This window comes from Cytobacillus sp. BC1816, from assembly GCF_051353635.1.
In the GTDB taxonomy this organism is placed as follows: Bacteria; Bacillota; Bacilli; order Bacillales; family Cytobacillaceae; genus Cytobacillus; species Cytobacillus oceanisediminis_C.
This window is the reverse complement of the sequence record NZ_CP195611.1, coordinates 124109-141865: the sequence shown is the minus strand read 5'-3', so window position 1 is coordinate 141865 and position 17757 is coordinate 124109. Positions and strand designations below refer to the sequence as shown.

Here is a 17757-nt window from a genome sequence, read left to right as displayed (position 1 = left end):
TAACTGCTGAGTATGAAGTTTTCAATAGTATGCGAAGAAGTCTAAATATTTGATTTAGGTAATTCAGGATGACCTCAGCCGGGTTGTTTAAAGAAGTGATTATACTATAGAAGAAAGTAATTTATATTAGATGCTTTCCATGATCATGATTGGTCCAGCAGCAGAGAATGAAGTGATTCGTTAAATTTGTTTCCACTCCTTAGTATAAGTCCCGTGATTTACTTATGAAGAAACTTTTGGTTATTAAGATATTTAGATGTAAGTAAATATATAGAGACAAGTTTTCCAAGTGTGAAATCTTATAAAAAAACAAAAAAACAGATGGGTCGTCACCCATCTGTTTTTATCTATTGCAATTACTCTTGGATTGTAGCAACTACGCCAGCGCCTACAGTACGTCCACCCTCACGGATAGAGAACTTAGTACCTTCTTCGATAGCGATTGGAGCAATTAGTTCTACAGTCATTTCGATGTTATCTCCAGGCATAACCATTTCTACGCCTTCAGGAAGATTACAGATACCAGTTACATCAGTTGTACGGAAGTAGAACTGAGGACGGTAGTTTGTGAAGAATGGAGTGTGACGTCCACCTTCTTCTTTTGAAAGAACGTATACTTCAGCTTTGAACTTAGTGTGTGGAGTGATAGAACCTGGCTTAGCAAGTACTTGTCCACGTTGGATATCTTCACGTGCTACACCACGAAGAAGGGCACCGATGTTGTCACCAGCTTCAGCATAGTCAAGAAGCTTACGGAACATTTCTACACCTGTTACAGTAGTTGATTTTGGCTCTTCAGCAAGACCGATGATTTCAATAACGTCACCGACTTTAACTTGTCCACGCTCAACACGTCCTGTAGCAACAGTACCACGGCCAGTGATTGAGAATACATCCTCAACAGGCATCATGAAAGGCTTATCAGTGTCACGAGTTGGAGTTGGGATGTACTCATCAACTGCAGCCATAAGCTCTTCGATTTTAGCTTCCCACTCAGCATCTCCTTCAAGAGCTTTAAGAGCAGAACCTTTGATTACAGGGATATCATCACCAGGGAATTCGTACTCAGAAAGAAGGTCACGAACTTCCATTTCTACTAATTCAAGTAGTTCTTCATCGTCAACCATGTCACACTTGTTCATGAATACAACAAGGAAAGGTACACCAACCTGACGAGAAAGAAGGATGTGCTCACGAGTTTGTGGCATTGGGCCGTCAGCAGCAGATACTACTAGGATACCGCCGTCCATTTGAGCAGCACCAGTGATCATGTTTTTAACATAGTCAGCGTGACCTGGGCAGTCAACGTGTGCATAGTGACGGTTTTCAGTTTCGTACTCAACGTGTGCAGTTGAGATTGTGATTCCACGCTCGCGCTCTTCTGGAGCCGCGTCGATTTGATCGTATCCGCGTGCTTCACCGCCGCCTTTTTTAGAAAGAACAGTTGTGATAGCTGCAGTTAAAGTAGTTTTACCATGGTCAACGTGTCCGATTGTACCGATGTTAACATGGGGTTTTGAACGGTCGAATTTAGCTTTTGCCATTTGAAAAATCCTCCTTCAGATTATAAAAGTTAAGTAATTTTTGCTGTGGAGAGGTTTCCCTTCCCACAGCGCTATTTGCCTACAATAGTAGTTATACTTTATTAAAAAGGTAAAATCAATTATTCACCTTTATTTTTTTTGATGATTTCTTCAGAAATTGATTTAGGTACTTCTTCATAATGATCAAAGTGCATAGAGAACACTCCACGACCCTGTGTGCTAGAACGCAGTGACGTTGCATAGCCAAACATTTCAGAAAGCGGAACCATCGCACGAACAACTTGCGCATTACCGCGTGCTTCCATACCTTCTACACGACCACGACGAGAAGTAACATTACCCATTATATCTCCCAGGTATTCTTCTGGAATAATTACTTCTATTCTCATAATTGGTTCTAGAATAACCGGGTTACATTTTGATGCAGCATTTTTAAGCGCCATAGATGCAGCGATTTTAAACGCCATTTCAGATGAATCGACATCATGGTAAGATCCATCAAACAATCTTGCTTTAATATCCACTAATGGATACCCAGCAAGTACACCACGATCAAGTGAATCTTCAAGACCGGCTTGTACAGCAGGAATGTATTCACGCGGAACCACACCACCAACAATGCCGTTTTCAAATTCGAATCCTTTTCCTTCTTCGTTAGGAGAGAACTCAATCCAAACATGACCGAATTGTCCGCGTCCACCGGATTGACGAGCGAATTTACCTTCAACTTGTGCTGAACCGCGGAATGTTTCACGATATGCAACCTGAGGTGCACCAACGTTAGCTTCCACTTTAAATTCACGTCTCATACGGTCAACTAGGATATCAAGGTGAAGTTCACCCATACCCGCGATAATAACCTGTCCAGTTTCCTGATCAGTATGCGCGCGGAATGTTGGATCTTCTTCTTGAAGTTTTTGAAGAGCAGTTGTCATCTTATCTTGGTCAGCCTTAGACTTAGGCTCAATAGATAATTGGATAACTGGCTCCGGGAATTCCATTGACTCAAGAATTACAAGATTCTTTTCATCACATAGAGTGTCACCAGTTGTAGTGTCTTTCAGCCCTACAGCTGCAGCGATATCTCCAGCATGCACTTGTGAAATCTCTTCACGGGAATTAGCGTGCATTTGCAGGATACGTCCTACACGTTCGCGCTTTCCTTTAGTAGAATTTTGCACATATGAACCTGAGCTCAAAGTACCAGAGTATACACGGAAGAATGTAAGTTTACCAACATAAGGGTCGGTCATAACTTTAAATGCTAAAGCAGAGAATGGCGCGTCATCGCTTGATGGACGAGTAACCTCTTCATCTGTATCCGGAAGTGTACCTTTAATAGCTGGCACATCTAATGGAGATGGAAGGTAATCAATTACTGCATCAAGCATTTTTTGAACACCTTTATTTTTGAAAGCAGATCCACAGATTACAGGGTAGAATTCAACATTAACAGTACCTTTACGAATAGCCGCTTTTAGCTCATCGTTAGTGATTTCTTCACCGCCAAGATACTTTTCCATTAATTCTTCATCAAGTTCTGCTACCGCTTCAATTAGCTTTTCACGGTACTCTTCAGCTTGATCCTTGTATTCCTCTGGAATTTCACGATCTTCGATATCAGTACCTAAGTCATTACCGTAGAACGTAGCTTTCATTTCAATAAGGTCAATGATGCCTTCAAACTGATCTTCAGCCCCGATTGGCAATTGGATTGCTGCTGCATTTGCTTGTAAACGATCATGAAGTGTCTTCAATGAGTACAAGAAATCTGCACCAAGTTTATCCATTTTATTTACGAATACCACACGCGGTACTCCGTAAGTTGTTGCCTGACGCCAAACTGTTTCAGTTTGCGGCTCAACACCAGATTGAGCATCAAGTACAGCTACCGCACCATCAAGTACACGTAATGAACGTTCAACCTCTACTGTGAAGTCTACGTGTCCAGGTGTATCGATAATGTTTACGCGGTGGCCTTTCCACTGTGCAGTTGTCGCTGCAGAAGTGATTGTGATGCCACGCTCCTGCTCTTGCTCCATCCAGTCCATCTGAGATGCACCTTCGTGAGTTTCACCAATCTTATGAATACGACCAGTGTAGTAAAGAACACGTTCAGTGGTAGTTGTTTTACCGGCATCAATGTGGGCCATGATGCCGATATTGCGAGTATTTTCTAAGGAGAACTCTCTTGCCATTGGGTCTTTCTCCTTCCTAGTATGAGTGTTATTTTAGTTAAGCTGAAATCTTACCAGCGGTAGTGAGCAAACGCTTTGTTTGCTTCTGCCATTTTGTGTGTATCTTCACGTTTCTTCACTGATGCACCAGTGTTGTTAGCTGCATCAAGAATTTCGTTAGCTAAACGCTCTTCCATTGTTTTCTCACCGCGAAGACGAGAATAGTTCACTAACCAGCGAAGACCTAGTGTAGTACGGCGATCTGGACGCACCTCAACTGGTACTTGGTAGTTTGCTCCACCTACACGGCGTGCTTTTACTTCAAGTACAGGCATGATGTTTTTAAGCGCTTGATCGAATACTTCCATTGGCTCTTTGCCAGTACGTTCGCTAATGATGTCGAATGCAGAATAAAGAATTGCTTGTGATTTACCTCTTTTACCGTCAACCATCATTTTATTAATGAGGCGGCTAACAAGCTTTGAGTTATAAATCGGATCAGGCAATACGTCTCTTTTTGCTACAGGACCTTTACGTGGCATGGATTTTTCCTCCTTTCAAAAATGTTTATCTATTTAATAGAATTATTTTTTTGCTGCTTTTGGACGCTTAGCACCGTACTTAGAACGGCCTTGCATACGGTTGTTAACACCAGCAGTATCTAAAGCGCCGCGCACGATGTGGTAACGTACACCCGGTAAGTCTTTTACACGACCTCCACGGATTAACACTACACTGTGCTCTTGCAAGTTGTGTCCGATACCAGGAATGTAAGCATTAACCTCGATACCATTTGTTAAACGAACACGTGCATACTTACGCAATGCTGAGTTCGGTTTCTTAGGAGTCATTGTACCAACACGAGTACATACACCACGCTTTTGAGGTGAAGCTACATTAGTTTGTGCTTTCTTAAAGCTGTTGTAACCTTTGTTTAGCGCAGGTGAATTAGACTTCTCAGATTTAGTTTGACGCGGCTTGCGCACTAATTGATTAATAGTAGGCATTTGTTTTTCCTCCCTTCGAATTTGTTTAAGCCCACACATCCAGGTGGTTCATTTTGATGCAAAAACAAAGTTCTTGCAGATAGCAATCTACAAAAACAGTTTTTAAAAAGATATGGCAACAGCTGCTGCCCCAACTTCGATTCCGCATGCTTTACCGAGCTTTTTCATCGAATCAACATACACAATCGGAACGTCCATCTCATTCGCTGTACTAACCACTTTAGCTGTAACCCTAGGATCAGCATCACTGGCGACTACGACTTCATCGATTGTTCCCAGTTTGAGAGCTTTGACCGTTTGCTTTGTTCCTACAATAAAACTTTTTGCCTGCAATACTTTATCATAAGACATTTACGACATCCTCCAAAGTATCCGGTGAATAGGAGCACCTTTGCTATAGTACCATCTTCATTTTTCGATGTCAACAAGCAAAATGATTTTTATTTCATTTATTTACTTTAAAATGCGGTACTTGCTGGTAATAAGCAAGCACCGCAATTATTAAATTATTCTACAGTAACAGTATCTTCAGCAGTTTCCTCGTTTGTATAAGGCTCTGCTCTTCTGTAGCGCTGCATGCCTGTTCCGGCAGGAACAAGCTTACCAATAATTACATTCTCTTTCAGGCCAAGAAGCTCATCGCGCTTGCCTTTAATCGCTGCATCGGTAAGAACTCTTGTCGTCTCCTGGAAGGATGCTGCAGATAAGAATGAATCTGTTTCAAGAGATGCTTTTGTGATACCAAGCAGAACCGGACGTCCTGTTGCAGGCATTTTGCCAGCAAGAAGGGCTTTTTCGTTGGCGTCTGTAAATTGATGGATATCAAGCAGAGTACCTGGCAGTACATCTGTTTCTGCCGCATCAATTACACGCACTTTGCGAAGCATCTGGCGTACCATTACCTCGATGTGCTTATCGCCAATTTCAACACCCTGCATGCGGTATACCTTCTGAACTTCACGCAGCAAGTATTCTTGAACAGCTGTTACATCTTTTACTTTAATTAATTCTTTAGGGTCAATAGAACCTTCAGTCAATTCCTGCCCACGGACTACTTCATCATTTACAGCTACTTTTAAGCGGGCTGTATAAGGTGCTGTATACGTCTTGGACTCCACTTCACCCTGAACAACAATCTCATGCTGACGGTCACGGCCTTCATTGATGCCAACTACCACACCATCAATTTCAGAAATGACTGCCTGACCTTTAGGGTTACGCGCTTCGAAGATTTCCTGGATACGCGGTAAACCTTGAGTGATATCGTCTCCTGCTACCCCACCGGTATGGAACGTACGCATTGTTAACTGCGTACCTGGTTCACCGATGGATTGGGCAGCGATGATACCTACTGCTTCACCAACTTCAACCTCTTGTCCGGTTGCCAGGTTGCGGCCGTAGCACTTCTTACAAACCCCATGACGTGTGTTACATGTGAACGCGGAACGGATCCATACTTTTTCGATGCCGGCTGAAACAATTTCAACTGCAATATCTTCAGTGATCAATCCGTTTTCAGCTACAATCACTTCATCTGTCTCAGGATGCCTGATATTTCTTCTTGCATAACGGCCTATCAGACGCTCTTCAAGCGCTTCAATGACTTCAGTACCATCTTTAAGAGATGCGATCAGCAAGCCGCGGTCAGTTCCACAATCATCATCACGAACGATGACATCCTGCGCTACGTCAACAAGGCGGCGAGTCAGGTAACCTGAGTCAGCTGTTTTAAGGGCTGTATCAGCAAGACCTTTACGGGCACCGTGTGTAGAAATAAAGTACTCGAGTACTGTTAAGCCTTCACGGAAACTTGATTTAATCGGTAATTCAATGATACGTCCAGCCGGGTTGGCCATGAGTCCGCGCATACCAGCTAACTGAGTGAAGTTGGATGCGTTACCACGGGCACCGGAGTCACTCATCATGAAGATTGGGTTGGATTTATCCAATGACTTCATCAATTTTGCCTGGATATTATCCTTCGCCGCACTCCAGATTGAAATGACACGATCATAACGCTCATCTTCGGTAATAAGACCGCGTCTGAACTGTTTCATGACATTATCAACCTTGCTTTGTGCTTCGTGGATAATTTCCTGCTTCTCGCCCAATACCACGATGTCAGCTACACCAACCGTGATGCCGGCTTTTGTGGAGTATCTGAATCCAAGGTTTTTCATGCGGTCAAGCATTTTAGACGTTTCAGTGATTTTGAAGCGTTTGAAGACTTCCGCAATGATGTTTCCAAGGATCTTTTTCTTAAACGGATCTATTAGAGGCATTTCCTTGATAACAGCAGCTACATCAGTAGCAGGCTCTACAAAGTATTTCTCAGGAGTTTCAATCTCAAGGTTTTCTTTTGTAGGCTCGTTGATATATGGGAATGTCTCAGGCAGAATCTCGTTGAAAACAAGCTTACCAACCGTAGTTAATAAAAGCTTTTTATTTTGTTCTTCAGTGAATGTCTGGTTATTCAAGGATCCAGCATGGACAGCTACTCTTGTATGCAAATGAACATAGCCATTCTGATAGGCAAGCAGTGCTTCGCTTGTATCATTGAAGATCATGCCTTCTCCGACAGCGCCGGCTCTTTCAAGTGTCAGGTAGTAGTTACCTAAAACCATGTCCTGTGAAGGGGTAACAACTGGCTTACCGTCTTTCGGGTTCAGGATGTTCTGTGCTGCAAGCATCAGCAAGCGGGCTTCTGCCTGCGCTTCTGCTGAAAGCGGCACGTGAACAGCCATTTGGTCACCGTCAAAGTCTGCGTTGTATGCAGTACACACAAGCGGGTGAAGACGAATAGCGCGTCCTTCCACCAATGTCGGTTCAAATGCCTGGATGCCGAGTCTGTGAAGAGTTGGGGCACGGTTAAGCAATACAGGGTGCTCTTTAATGACACTTTCAAGAACATCCCAAACTTCCGGCTGCACTCTTTCGATCTTGCGTTTTGCAGACTTGATGTTGTGGGCTAAGCCTTTTTCCACCAATTCCTTCATAACGAATGGCTTGAATAATTCCAATGCCATTTCTTTCGGAAGTCCGCACTGGTACATTTTTAAGTTTGGTCCTACGACGATAACCGAACGTCCTGAATAGTCAACACGCTTACCAAGCAAGTTCTGGCGGAAACGTCCCTGCTTCCCTTTAAGCATATGCGACAGGGATTTTAACGGACGGTTTCCTGGTCCTGTTACCGGTCTTCCGCGGCGGCCGTTATCGATTAGCGCATCTACTGCTTCCTGAAGCATGCGCTTTTCGTTTTGAACAATAATGCTTGGAGCACCAAGGTCCAATAAACGCTTTAGGCGGTTGTTGCGGTTGATTACACGGCGGTACAGATCATTTAAGTCGGAAGTGGCAAAACGTCCGCCATCCAGCTGTACCATCGGACGAAGCTCCGGAGGAATAACCGGAAGAACGTCAAGAATCATCCAGGATGGCTCATTTCCAGAGCCGCGGAAAGCTTCAAGAACTTCCAGGCGCTTAATAGCACGAGTGCGTCGCTGGCCCTGGGCAGTTTTCAGTTCCTCTTTAAGGGTATCTACTTCTTTGTTGAGGTCTATGTCAGAAAGAAGTTTCTTAATGGATTCAGCACCCATGGATGCCTGGAACTTGTTTCCGTACTTTTCACGGTATGCACGGTATTCTTTTTCGGAAAGCAGCTGCTTCTTTTCAAGAGCCGTATCGCCAGGATCCGTTACAACATAAGAAGCGAAGTAAATAACTTCCTCAAGTGCACGCGGAGACATGTCCAGCACAAGACCCATACGGCTTGGGATGCCTTTGAAGTACCAAATGTGGGATACAGGGGCTGCAAGTTCAATGTGGCCCATTCTTTCACGGCGCACTTTTGCACGTGTTACTTCAACGCCGCATCGATCACAGACAACGCCTTTGTATCGAACACGCTTATACTTTCCGCAGTGACATTCCCAGTCTTTCGTCGGTCCGAAAATGCGTTCGCAGAATAAACCGTCTTTTTCGGGTTTTAATGTACGATAGTTGATCGTTTCAGGCTTCTTAACCTCACCATGTGACCAAGAGCGTATCTTATCCGGTGAAGCAAGACCTATTTTCATATACTCAAAATTATTTACATCTAGCAAGGGGCCTACCTCCCTTTTGATCTCCGGGTTTTACCCTTATTGCTCAAACAGCAGCGAATGTGCCAATAATATCCCCAGCAGCCTCCGCCATTTAAGGCGGAGCGCCCAGGGATTTAGGAATTTTATATTAAATTATTCTTTCGTAACTACCTGCTCTTCGTTTTGCGTTTCCGGAGCGATTGTTAATGATTCAGCCTGCTGAACATCATCTTCATCTTCCATGTCGCGCATTTCAATTTCTTTTTCATCGCCAGAAAGGATCTTAACATCCATACCTAAACTTTGAAGTTCTTTGATTAGTACCTTGAATGACTCCGGTACGCCAGGTTCAGGAACATTTTCGCCTTTGACGATTGATTCATAAGTCTTAACACGTCCAACGACGTCATCGGACTTAACCGTTAAGATTTCCTGAAGTGTATAGGCAGCACCATATGCTTCAAGTGCCCAAACCTCCATCTCACCGAAACGCTGTCCGCCGAACTGAGCTTTACCGCCCAATGGCTGCTGCGTAACAAGAGAGTAAGGTCCTGTTGAACGGGCATGGAGCTTGTCATCTACCATGTGCGCCAGTTTGATCATATACATGACCCCTACTGATACACGGTTGTCAAACGGCTCGCCTGAACGTCCATCATAAAGGACAGTCTTTGCATCACGTGCCATCCCTGCTTCTTCGATCGTTGCCCACACATCTTCCTCGCGTGCACCATCGAATACAGGAGATGCTACGTGAATGCCTAGTGCTCTGGCAGCCATACCAAGGTGAAGCTCAAGCACCTGTCCGATGTTCATACGCGATGGAACCCCAAGAGGGTTTAACATGATGTCTACTGGAGTGCCATCCGGCAGGTAAGGCATGTCTTCTTCCGGTAAAATACGGGAGATAACACCTTTGTTACCGTGGCGCCCGGCCATCTTGTCACCTTCAGAGATTTTACGCTTCTGAACGATATATACACGCACAAGCTGGTTAACACCTGGAGGAAGTTCATCTCCATCTTCCCTGTTAAACACTTTAACATCGAGTACGATACCGCCTCCGCCGTGTGGGACGCGAAGGGAAGTATCACGGACTTCACGTGCTTTTTCACCAAAGATAGCGTGCAATAGCCTTTCTTCAGCTGTCAGTTCAGTTACCCCTTTAGGAGTTACTTTACCAACAAGAAGGTCGCCGTCTTTTACTTCCGCACCTGTGCGGATAATTCCGCGTTCGTCCAGATTGCGCAGTGCATCTTCCCCAACGTTAGGGATATCTCTTGTGATCTCTTCAGGTCCAAGCTTTGTATCGCGTGATTCTGATTCATATTCTTCAATGTGGATAGATGTATAAACATCATCTTTTACAAGGCGCTCACTCATAATGATCGCATCCTCGTAGTTATATCCATCCCATGTCATGAACGCGACAAGTACGTTGCGTCCAAGCGCTAATTCACCAAGTTCCATGGAAGGTCCGTCAGCAAGGATTTCCCCTTTAGTTACACGGTTGCCTACAGCAACGATTGGGCGCTGGTTGTAGCAAGTTCCCTGGTTGGAACGGATGAATTTAAGCATTCTGTATTTATCAAGATCGCCTTTCACTTCCTGGCCATCCACATTTTGAATGCGGCGAACCCAAACTTCGCGCGCTTCTACATGCTCAACAATTCCCTCATGCTTACAGATAACTGCAGCACCTGAGTCTTTACCTGATACATATTCCATACCAGTACCAACTCTTGGCGCTTCCGGCTGCATCAAAGGCACAGCCTGACGCTGCATGTTCGCTCCCATAAGGGCACGGTTGGAGTCATCATTTTCCAGGAATGGAATACATGCTGTCGCAGCAGAAACTACCTGCTTAGGCGATACATCCATGTAGTCAACACGGTCGCGTTTCACAACTGTGTTTTCACCTTTGAAACGGGCAACTACTTCTTCGTCAAGGAATGAACCATCGTCACCAAGAAGTGCATTCGCCTGGGCCACTACATAGTTATCCTCTTCATCAGCTGTCAGATAGTCGATGCGGGATGTAACTTTTCCGGTTTCAGGGTCAATTCGGCGATATGGTGTTTCAATAAATCCGAATCGGTTTACCTTCGCAAATGAAGATAAGGAGTTAATCAAACCGATGTTTGGTCCCTCCGGCGTTTCAATCGGACACATACGGCCATAGTGAGAGTAGTGAACGTCACGTACTTCGAAGCCTGCACGTTCACGTGTCAGACCGCCTGGTCCTAACGCAGAAAGACGGCGTTTATGTGTCAGTTCAGCAAGCGGATTTGTCTGGTCCATGAACTGGGACAACTGAGAGCTTCCAAAGAACTCTTTAATTGACGCAATAACAGGACGGATATTAATCAGCTGCTGAGGTGTAATAGTATTTGTATCCTGGATGGACATTCTCTCGCGGACCACACGCTCCATACGGGAAAGACCGATACGGAACTGGTTCTGCAATAGTTCTCCGACTGAACGCAGACGCCTGTTTCCAAGATGGTCAATATCATCTGTATCTCCTACAGCATGCAGAAGGTTAAAGAAATAACTGATTGATGCAATGATGTCAGAAGGTGAAATGTTTTTCACTGCTTCTTCAACGTAGGCATTGCCGATTACATTGATGACTTTTTCGCCATCTTCATTAGGCGAATAAATCTTAATAGACTGAAGCAATACTTCATCATCTACTACTCCGCCTAAAAGGCTTACGGTTTTAAAGCCGATATCCTTCTCCAGGTTAGGAAGAATTCTGTCTAATGTGCGGCGGTCAAGCGTAACGCCTTTTTCCGCAATGATCTCCCCAGTCTCTGGATCCACAAGCGTTTCAGCCAATTTTTGACCGAACAGGCGATTTTTAATATGAAGCTTCTTATTGATCTTATAGCGTCCAACATTCGCCAGGTCATAGCGCTTTGGATCGAAAAATCTTGAGACAAGCAAGCTTTTCGCATTTTCAACCGTTGGCGGTTCGCCCGGACGAAGACGCTCATAAATTTCAAGTAGCGCTTTGTCTGTACTTTCAGTATTATCTTTTTCAAGAGTGTTGCGAATGTACTCGTTGTCTCCAATCAAATCGATGATCTCTTGATCAGAGCCGAACCCAAGTGCACGCAAAAGAACCGTAACGGGCAGTTTCCGAGTACGATCTATTCTGACGTATACGACGTCCTTGGCATCTGTTTCATACTCAAGCCAAGCGCCGCGGTTCGGGATTACGGTTGCTGTAAAGCCTTTTTTCCCGTTTTTATCAAGCTTTCCACTGAAATATACGCTCGGTGAACGTACTAACTGGGATACAATGACACGTTCCGCTCCGTTAATAACGAACGTACCTGTCTCTGTCATAAGCGGGAAGTCACCCATAAAGACATCCTGGTCTTTAACTTCGCCTGTTTCTTTGTTTACAAGACGCACTTTCACACGTAAAGGTGCAGAATATGTAACATCTCGTTCTTTCGATTCCTCAACGGAATATTTTGGTTCGCCAAGGCTGTAATCAATAAATTCAAGCGACAAATTACCAGTAAAGTCTTCAATCGGAGAAATATCATGGAACATTTCTCGTAAACCCTCATCAAGAAACCATTGATAAGAAGAGGTTTGGATTTCGATTAGATTTGGTAATTCTAAAACTTCACTGATTCGTGCGTAACTTCTACGTTGGCGGTGTCGTCCATACTGAACTAGTTGACCTGTCAACTGATTCACCCCTCAAATCAAGCGTTATTGTTGCTAATAGCAATTTATATCACCTTATAAGAAAAGCTAAAGAGCGCCTGCCTATCGGCAACAAGCATAAGACCCTGAACCGATGGCGCAAAAAGCCGCCAGCGAACTGGCTTAGAAGCCGGACTTTTCCCAAAAAAGTACAGGGACGCAAGCCAAACCTCCATTCTTATAAGACAAAAAGAAAAAGGGTTTTCACTTCAAAAACCACATTTTCACAATACGACTATTATTTTGTTAGCTTTCCCATTAAAACCAAATTTATACAACTATTAGATAAATTTAGTTATAAATAGAAATATAATATGTTGGCATTTTACAATACTATCATAGCAAAAAAGTCAAGTCAATCTTTTTTTGCTCTTAAAATGAAATAGCCTTTTTTCTTTTCTGCCGTCTCCACTTCGCCGAATAACTCTGTCAGTTTATCAATGGCCGATGGTGCACCCTGCTTCTTCTGGATAACAACCCATAGCTCACCTCCAGAAACCAGCGAGTTAAAACTTTGTTCAAAAATATCATGAACAACCTTTTTCCCGGCGCGGATCGGCGGGTTTGTCAGAATGGCCGCAAACTTATTGCCTTTTGTACTTTCAAGGCGGTCACTTTCATAGATTTGCACATTTTTAATGCCGTTCAATTCAGCATTTTCTTTCGCAAGTCCAAGTGCCCTCTCATTTACATCAACCATATGAACTGTCCGTTCAGGCATCAGCTTTGCTGCAGTCAGCCCGATGGGCCCGTATCCGCAGCCGACATCAAGAATGTTGCCTTTTGCTTCCGGCTCTTCAAAAGTCTCAATTAATAATCTTGAACCAAAATCCACTTCACCCTTTGAAAAAACACCATTATCTGTTTTAAAGCGGAATGGATACTCCTTTAGAGTATAACTCCAGGTTTTAGGGCTGCTTTCAACTTTTTGCGTTTGGGAATAGTAGTGTTCAGACATGAAATCACCTCCAGGGAGAATATATAAGAAGAAAATAGGAGAATCACAATTAAGTGGTTTCGAAGGAATTATATAGGATTGCCCACCAAAAAGCAAAAAGGTTGCCGAAAAGCGGAAGCGCCTTGTCCTCCCCCGGCACCTCAAGGGACAGGGGCTCCTCCTAAACGCTATGCTTTTAGTCATGCGATGATAAAGCCGACGAACCGTTCCTTGTTTAGTAGACAGTTCCCACAGAACAAAATTATGCATTTTACAGCAAAACAAAAAGCCCGCTTAAGCAGCGGACTTTTCATAAATGTTATTACTTAACTTCAACGCCAGCTCCAACTTCTTCAAGCTTAGCTTTAACTTCTTCAGCTTCTTCTTTAGAAACGCCTTCTTTAAGAGCTTTTGGAGTGTTGTCAACAAGTTCTTTTGCTTCTTTAAGTCCAAGACCTGTGATTTCACGTACCACTTTGATAACTTTGATTTTTTGGTCGCCTGCAGAAGCAAGAACAACGTCAAATTCAGTTTTCTCAGCAGCAGCGTCTCCACCAGCAGCTCCGCCCATTACAGCTACAGGAGCAGCAGCAGTTACACCAAATTCTTCTTCGATAGCTTTTACTAAGTCGTTAAGTTCTAAAACAGTCATATTTTTAACTGCTTCAATGATTTGTTCTTTAGTCATGATTATGTTTCCTCCTTATTTTTGGTTTGAATCTATTAGGTTAACGCTAAAATCAACTTACGCGCCTTGTTCTTCTTTTTGATCTGCAACAGCTTTTGCAGCAAGAGCAAGATTGCGGATAGGTGCTTGAAGTACGCTGAGTAGCATAGAAAGCAAGCCTTCGCGTGATGGTAGTTCAGCAAGAGCTTTGATATCTTCTACTGAAGCGACGTTTCCTTCGATTACACCTGCTTTAATTTCAAGTGCTTCGTGCTTTTTCGCGAAATCATTAAGGATTTTCGCTGGAGCAACTACATCTTCTGTGCTGAACGCGATTGCGTTAGGTCCAGTTAAAGCTTCGTTTAAACCCGAAAGTTCAGCAGCTTCAGCAGCACGGCGAGTCATTGAATTCTTGTATACTTTGAATTCTACGCCAGCTTCACGAAGCTGTTTACGAAGTTCAGTAACTTCAGCAACAGTAAGACCACGGTAGTCAACAACAACTGTTGATAAACTTGATTTAAGCTTATCAGCAATTTCTTCTACGATTTGTTTCTTTTGTTCGATAACGCTGCTCATCCTTACACCTCCTGTAGAATTTCTACATTCATACCGTCCAATAAAAAACCTCCATGACTTTGCAGACATGGAGGAAGTATACAATAGCAAGAAAAAGCAATTCTATCGTAATACCTCGGCAGGAAATTAAGCAATTAGGCACCTGCTGTCTACGGCACAAATGTTATTATATTTTAACAACAAAATACATATTACAGCATGTATTTTAGAATGTCAATTGTTATTATTTTACTGCAACAGATGAAGGATCTACTTTTACGCCAGGTCCCATAGTAGAAGTAACAGAAACGTTCTTCATGTAAGTTCCTTTAGCAGCAGCAGGCTTCACTTTCATCATTGTATCGAAAATAGTGTTGAAGTTTTCAACAAGCTTTTCGTCTTCGAAAGATACTTTACCGATTGGCACGTGGATGTTACCAGCTTTGTCAACACGGTATTCAACTTTACCTGCTTTGATTTCGTTAACTGCTTTTTGAACGTCAAAAGTAACTGTGCCAGTCTTAGGGTTTGGCATTAAGCCTTTAGGTCCTAATACGCGGCCAAGTTTACCAACTTCACCCATCATGTCAGGTGTAGCAACGATTACATCAAAGTCGAACCAGCCTTGGCTGATTTTGTTGATGTATTCAGAATCACCTACGAAATCTGCTCCAGCAGCTTCTGCTTCTTTCGCTTTTTCACCCTTAGCGAAAACAAGAACGCGCTGAGTTTTACCAGTTCCGTTTGGAAGAACAACCGCTCCACGGATTTGCTGGTCAGCTTTCTTAGGGTCAACTCCAAGACGGAATGCTACCTCAACAGTTGCATCAAATTTCGCAAAATTAGTTTTCTTCGCAAGTTCAATCGCCTCAGCAATTGGGTAAGCTTTTGAAGAATCAACAAGCTTCGCAGCTTCTGCGTACTTCTTACCTTTTTTAGCCATTTTTATTTCCTCCTTGATTGTGGTTTTAGCGGAATAACCTCCCACGAGTAAAAGCGGAGGCGCCTCGGTCAGCCCTGACAAGCATAAGACAAGCCTCACCGAAAGGTGTTCTTTACCTTTCCGGGAGGATTGGCTTATGATCTCGAGGGGCTAGGCGCCGCAGCTAGACAGTAAAAGCGGAGGCGCCTCGGTCAAAGGCGCCTGCTCTAGACAGAACAAAGGTTGCGAGTGAAACAAAATTCAGCGTCGCAACCTCATCCCTAAATCTGCTTCATGCATGGATTAGTCTTCGATAACGATACCCATGCTGCGTGCAGTACCTTCAACCATACGCATTGCAGCTTCTACACTTGCAGCGTTTAGATCAGGCATCTTTGTTTCAGCAATCTCGCGTACCTTGTCACGCTTGACTGTTGCTACTTTATTACGGTTTGGTTCACCAGAACCAGACTCGATTCCAGCCGCCTTCTTAAGAAGAACTGCAGCAGGAGGAGTTTTCGTAATAAATGTAAATGAACGGTCTTCAAAAACCGTGATTTCAACAGGAATGATTAAGCCAGCTTGTTCAGCTGTGCGAGCGTTAAATTCCTTACAGAATCCCATGATGTTAACACCTGCTTGACCTAGTGCCGGTCCTACTGGTGGTGCAGGGTTTGCTTTACCTGCAGGGATTTGCAGCTTTACAAGTTTGATTACTTTTTTAGCCACGAGACACACCTCCTTAAAGTCCGTGATGTGGTAATAGGGAAAATTCCCTCCCACTCAACTTATAGTCTTTATATTAAGATAAAGAACTTTTAACAATTGTCCAGTCTCTTTGTCCGAGACATACTGACCTTTGAAATATTATCACTTTTCAAAGGCAATTTCAAGTTTTTTTACAAAGATATATAAAAGTACTTTCAGCAGGCTGCTTCTTACAGTTTTTCAATTTGTGAAAAATCAAGCTCAACCGGAGTGTCACGGCCAAACATGTTAACAAGCACTTTAATCTTCGCCTTATCTTTATCAATATCTTCAATGGTACCTGTGAAGTTCGCAAATGGACCTTCTTTCACCTGAACTGTTTCACCGATCTCAAAGTTAATATCAAAGCGGGCTTCTTCAACACCCATGTGCTTAAGAATGTTCGTAACTTCTTCCGGCAATAGCGGGGTCGGCTTTGAGCCAGAACCTGCTGAACCTACGAATCCAGTTACACCCGGAGTATTTCTTACTACATACCAGGAATCATCCGTCATCACGATTTCCACTAGTACATAACCAGGGAAGACTTTGCGCTTCACTACTTTTTTCTTGCCGTTTTTCAATTCTGTTTCTTCTTCTTCCGGAACTACCACGCGGAAGATCTTATCTTGCATACCCATTGATTCAACACGCTTCTCCAGATTGGCTTTGACTTTATTTTCATAGCCGGAGTACGTATGAACAACATACCAATTCTTTTCCATTTATGAGGACTTGTTCGTCCTTCCCTCCCTGTATTCAACAATTTATATTTTTGACCAAATTAAAAAACCCGTTTCCGGGCTTTGCAAATGTTTCCTGTGTTATTCTCCATTATACCATGGAAACTCAGGGGTTATTCAAGAATTAAACGAATCAATTCAGAAATTCCCAGGTCAATCACTGCAAAAAACAGAGCGAAGAACGTAACTGTAGCAAGAACGGTAACAGTATAGTTTGTCAGCTCTTTGCGTTTAGGCCAGCTGACCTTTCTCATTTCCCGGCCAACTTCACGGAAAAAATTCACGATGCGCTGCATTTCGTAACCCCCAACTTTCAAGAGATATATCCTTTAACAAGAAGCGAAAGCGGCTTCAAAATCAAACCAATCTTCCAGTCTGCATAAAACGCTCAGGCTTCAGACTATTAAAAGAGCAAACTTCTTATCTATATAATCACTTTGTTTCTTTATGGATCGTATGAGCGCTGCATGTGCTGCAGAACTTCTTCAGCTCCAGCCTTGCAGAATCATTTTTGCCCGCAGTGGAATAATTTCTGGAACCACATACAGAGCAAGCCAAAATTACCTTTTTAGTCATATTTCCACCTACTAAGTCACATTACGCCCTTAAAACTTTAACACGCACCCCAAAACATGTCAATAACT

15 protein-coding genes and 1 other annotated feature are annotated in these 17757 nt (G+C 43.4%); all 15 genes read right to left on the bottom strand.

Going from position 1 to position 17757, the window contains the following annotated elements; genetic code table 11:
* Positions 1–356 precede the first annotated feature (356 nt).
* The 15 genes from tuf to rpmG all read right to left on the bottom strand — a co-directional run bounded on the left by tuf (position 357) and on the right by rpmG (position 17689).
* Positions 357–1544, bottom strand: a complete 1188-nt coding sequence (gene tuf, locus ACR42H_RS00705) for an elongation factor Tu (protein WP_113885242.1) — start codon at positions 1542–1544, stop codon at positions 357–359.
* A gap of 119 nt (positions 1545–1663) precedes the next feature.
* Entirely contained in the window at positions 1664–3742 is a 2079-nt protein-coding gene (fusA, locus tag ACR42H_RS00700; protein ID WP_113885243.1) for an elongation factor G, read from the bottom strand.
* Positions 3743–3792: 50 nt separating this feature from the next.
* Positions 3793–4263, bottom strand: coding sequence for a 30S ribosomal protein S7 (rpsG, locus tag ACR42H_RS00695; protein WP_113885244.1), 471 nt, complete (start codon positions 4261–4263; stop codon positions 3793–3795).
* Positions 4264–4305: 42 nt separating this feature from the next.
* Positions 4306–4728: a 30S ribosomal protein S12 gene (gene rpsL / locus ACR42H_RS00690; protein WP_009336562.1), complete on the bottom strand. Its 423-nt coding sequence runs from the start codon at positions 4726–4728 to the stop codon at positions 4306–4308.
* Between the two features lie 102 nt (positions 4729–4830).
* Positions 4831–5079 (bottom strand): 50S ribosomal protein L7ae-like protein, encoded by a 249-nt coding sequence (locus ACR42H_RS00685; RefSeq protein ID WP_113885245.1) that lies wholly within the window; start codon positions 5077–5079, stop codon positions 4831–4833.
* Positions 5080–5234: 155 nt separating this feature from the next.
* Positions 5235–8834 (bottom strand): DNA-directed RNA polymerase subunit beta', encoded by a 3600-nt coding sequence (gene rpoC / locus ACR42H_RS00680; RefSeq protein WP_113885246.1) that lies wholly within the window; start codon positions 8832–8834, stop codon positions 5235–5237.
* Between the two features lie 132 nt (positions 8835–8966).
* A complete protein-coding gene (gene rpoB, locus ACR42H_RS00675) occupies positions 8967–12521 on the bottom strand; it encodes a DNA-directed RNA polymerase subunit beta (protein WP_113885247.1) in 3555 nt (1184 codons plus the stop codon).
* Positions 12522–12894: 373 nt separating this feature from the next.
* Positions 12895–13497: a class I SAM-dependent methyltransferase gene (locus ACR42H_RS00670; RefSeq protein ID WP_436374442.1), complete on the bottom strand. Its 603-nt coding sequence runs from the start codon at positions 13495–13497 to the stop codon at positions 12895–12897.
* Between the two features lie 301 nt (positions 13498–13798).
* Entirely contained in the window at positions 13799–14164 is a 366-nt protein-coding gene (gene rplL / locus ACR42H_RS00665) for a 50S ribosomal protein L7/L12 (protein WP_009336551.1), read from the bottom strand.
* A 57-nt stretch (positions 14165–14221) separates the two neighbouring features.
* Complete coding sequence (gene rplJ / locus ACR42H_RS00660; protein ID WP_009336549.1) at positions 14222–14722, bottom strand: 50S ribosomal protein L10; 501 nt, start codon at positions 14720–14722, stop codon at positions 14222–14224.
* A 33-nt stretch (positions 14723–14755) separates the two neighbouring features.
* Positions 14756–14895 (bottom strand) — a sequence feature (ribosomal protein L10 leader region).
* A 50-nt stretch (positions 14896–14945) separates the two neighbouring features.
* Positions 14946–15689 carry a 50S ribosomal protein L1 gene (rplA, locus tag ACR42H_RS00655; protein WP_319805559.1) on the bottom strand — a complete coding sequence of 248 codons (744 nt, stop codon included), beginning with the start codon at positions 15687–15689 and terminating at the stop codon, positions 14946–14948.
* 237 nt (positions 15690–15926) lie between these two features.
* Positions 15927–16352: a 50S ribosomal protein L11 gene (gene rplK, locus ACR42H_RS00650; protein ID WP_009336545.1), complete on the bottom strand. Its 426-nt coding sequence runs from the start codon at positions 16350–16352 to the stop codon at positions 15927–15929.
* A 209-nt stretch (positions 16353–16561) separates the two neighbouring features.
* On the bottom strand, positions 16562–17095 hold the full coding sequence (nusG, locus tag ACR42H_RS00645) for a transcription termination/antitermination protein NusG (RefSeq protein ID WP_009336543.1): 534 nt from the start codon (positions 17093–17095) through the stop codon (positions 16562–16564).
* Positions 17096–17226: 131 nt separating this feature from the next.
* Complete coding sequence (gene secE, locus ACR42H_RS00640; RefSeq protein WP_113885251.1) at positions 17227–17409, bottom strand: preprotein translocase subunit SecE; 183 nt, start codon at positions 17407–17409, stop codon at positions 17227–17229.
* Positions 17410–17545: 136 nt separating this feature from the next.
* The gene (rpmG, locus tag ACR42H_RS00635) at positions 17546–17689 is read right to left on the bottom strand and encodes a 50S ribosomal protein L33 (protein ID WP_009336538.1); all 144 of its coding nucleotides are present in this window, start codon (positions 17687–17689) and stop codon (positions 17546–17548) included.
* Positions 17690–17757: the final 68 nt, after the last annotated feature.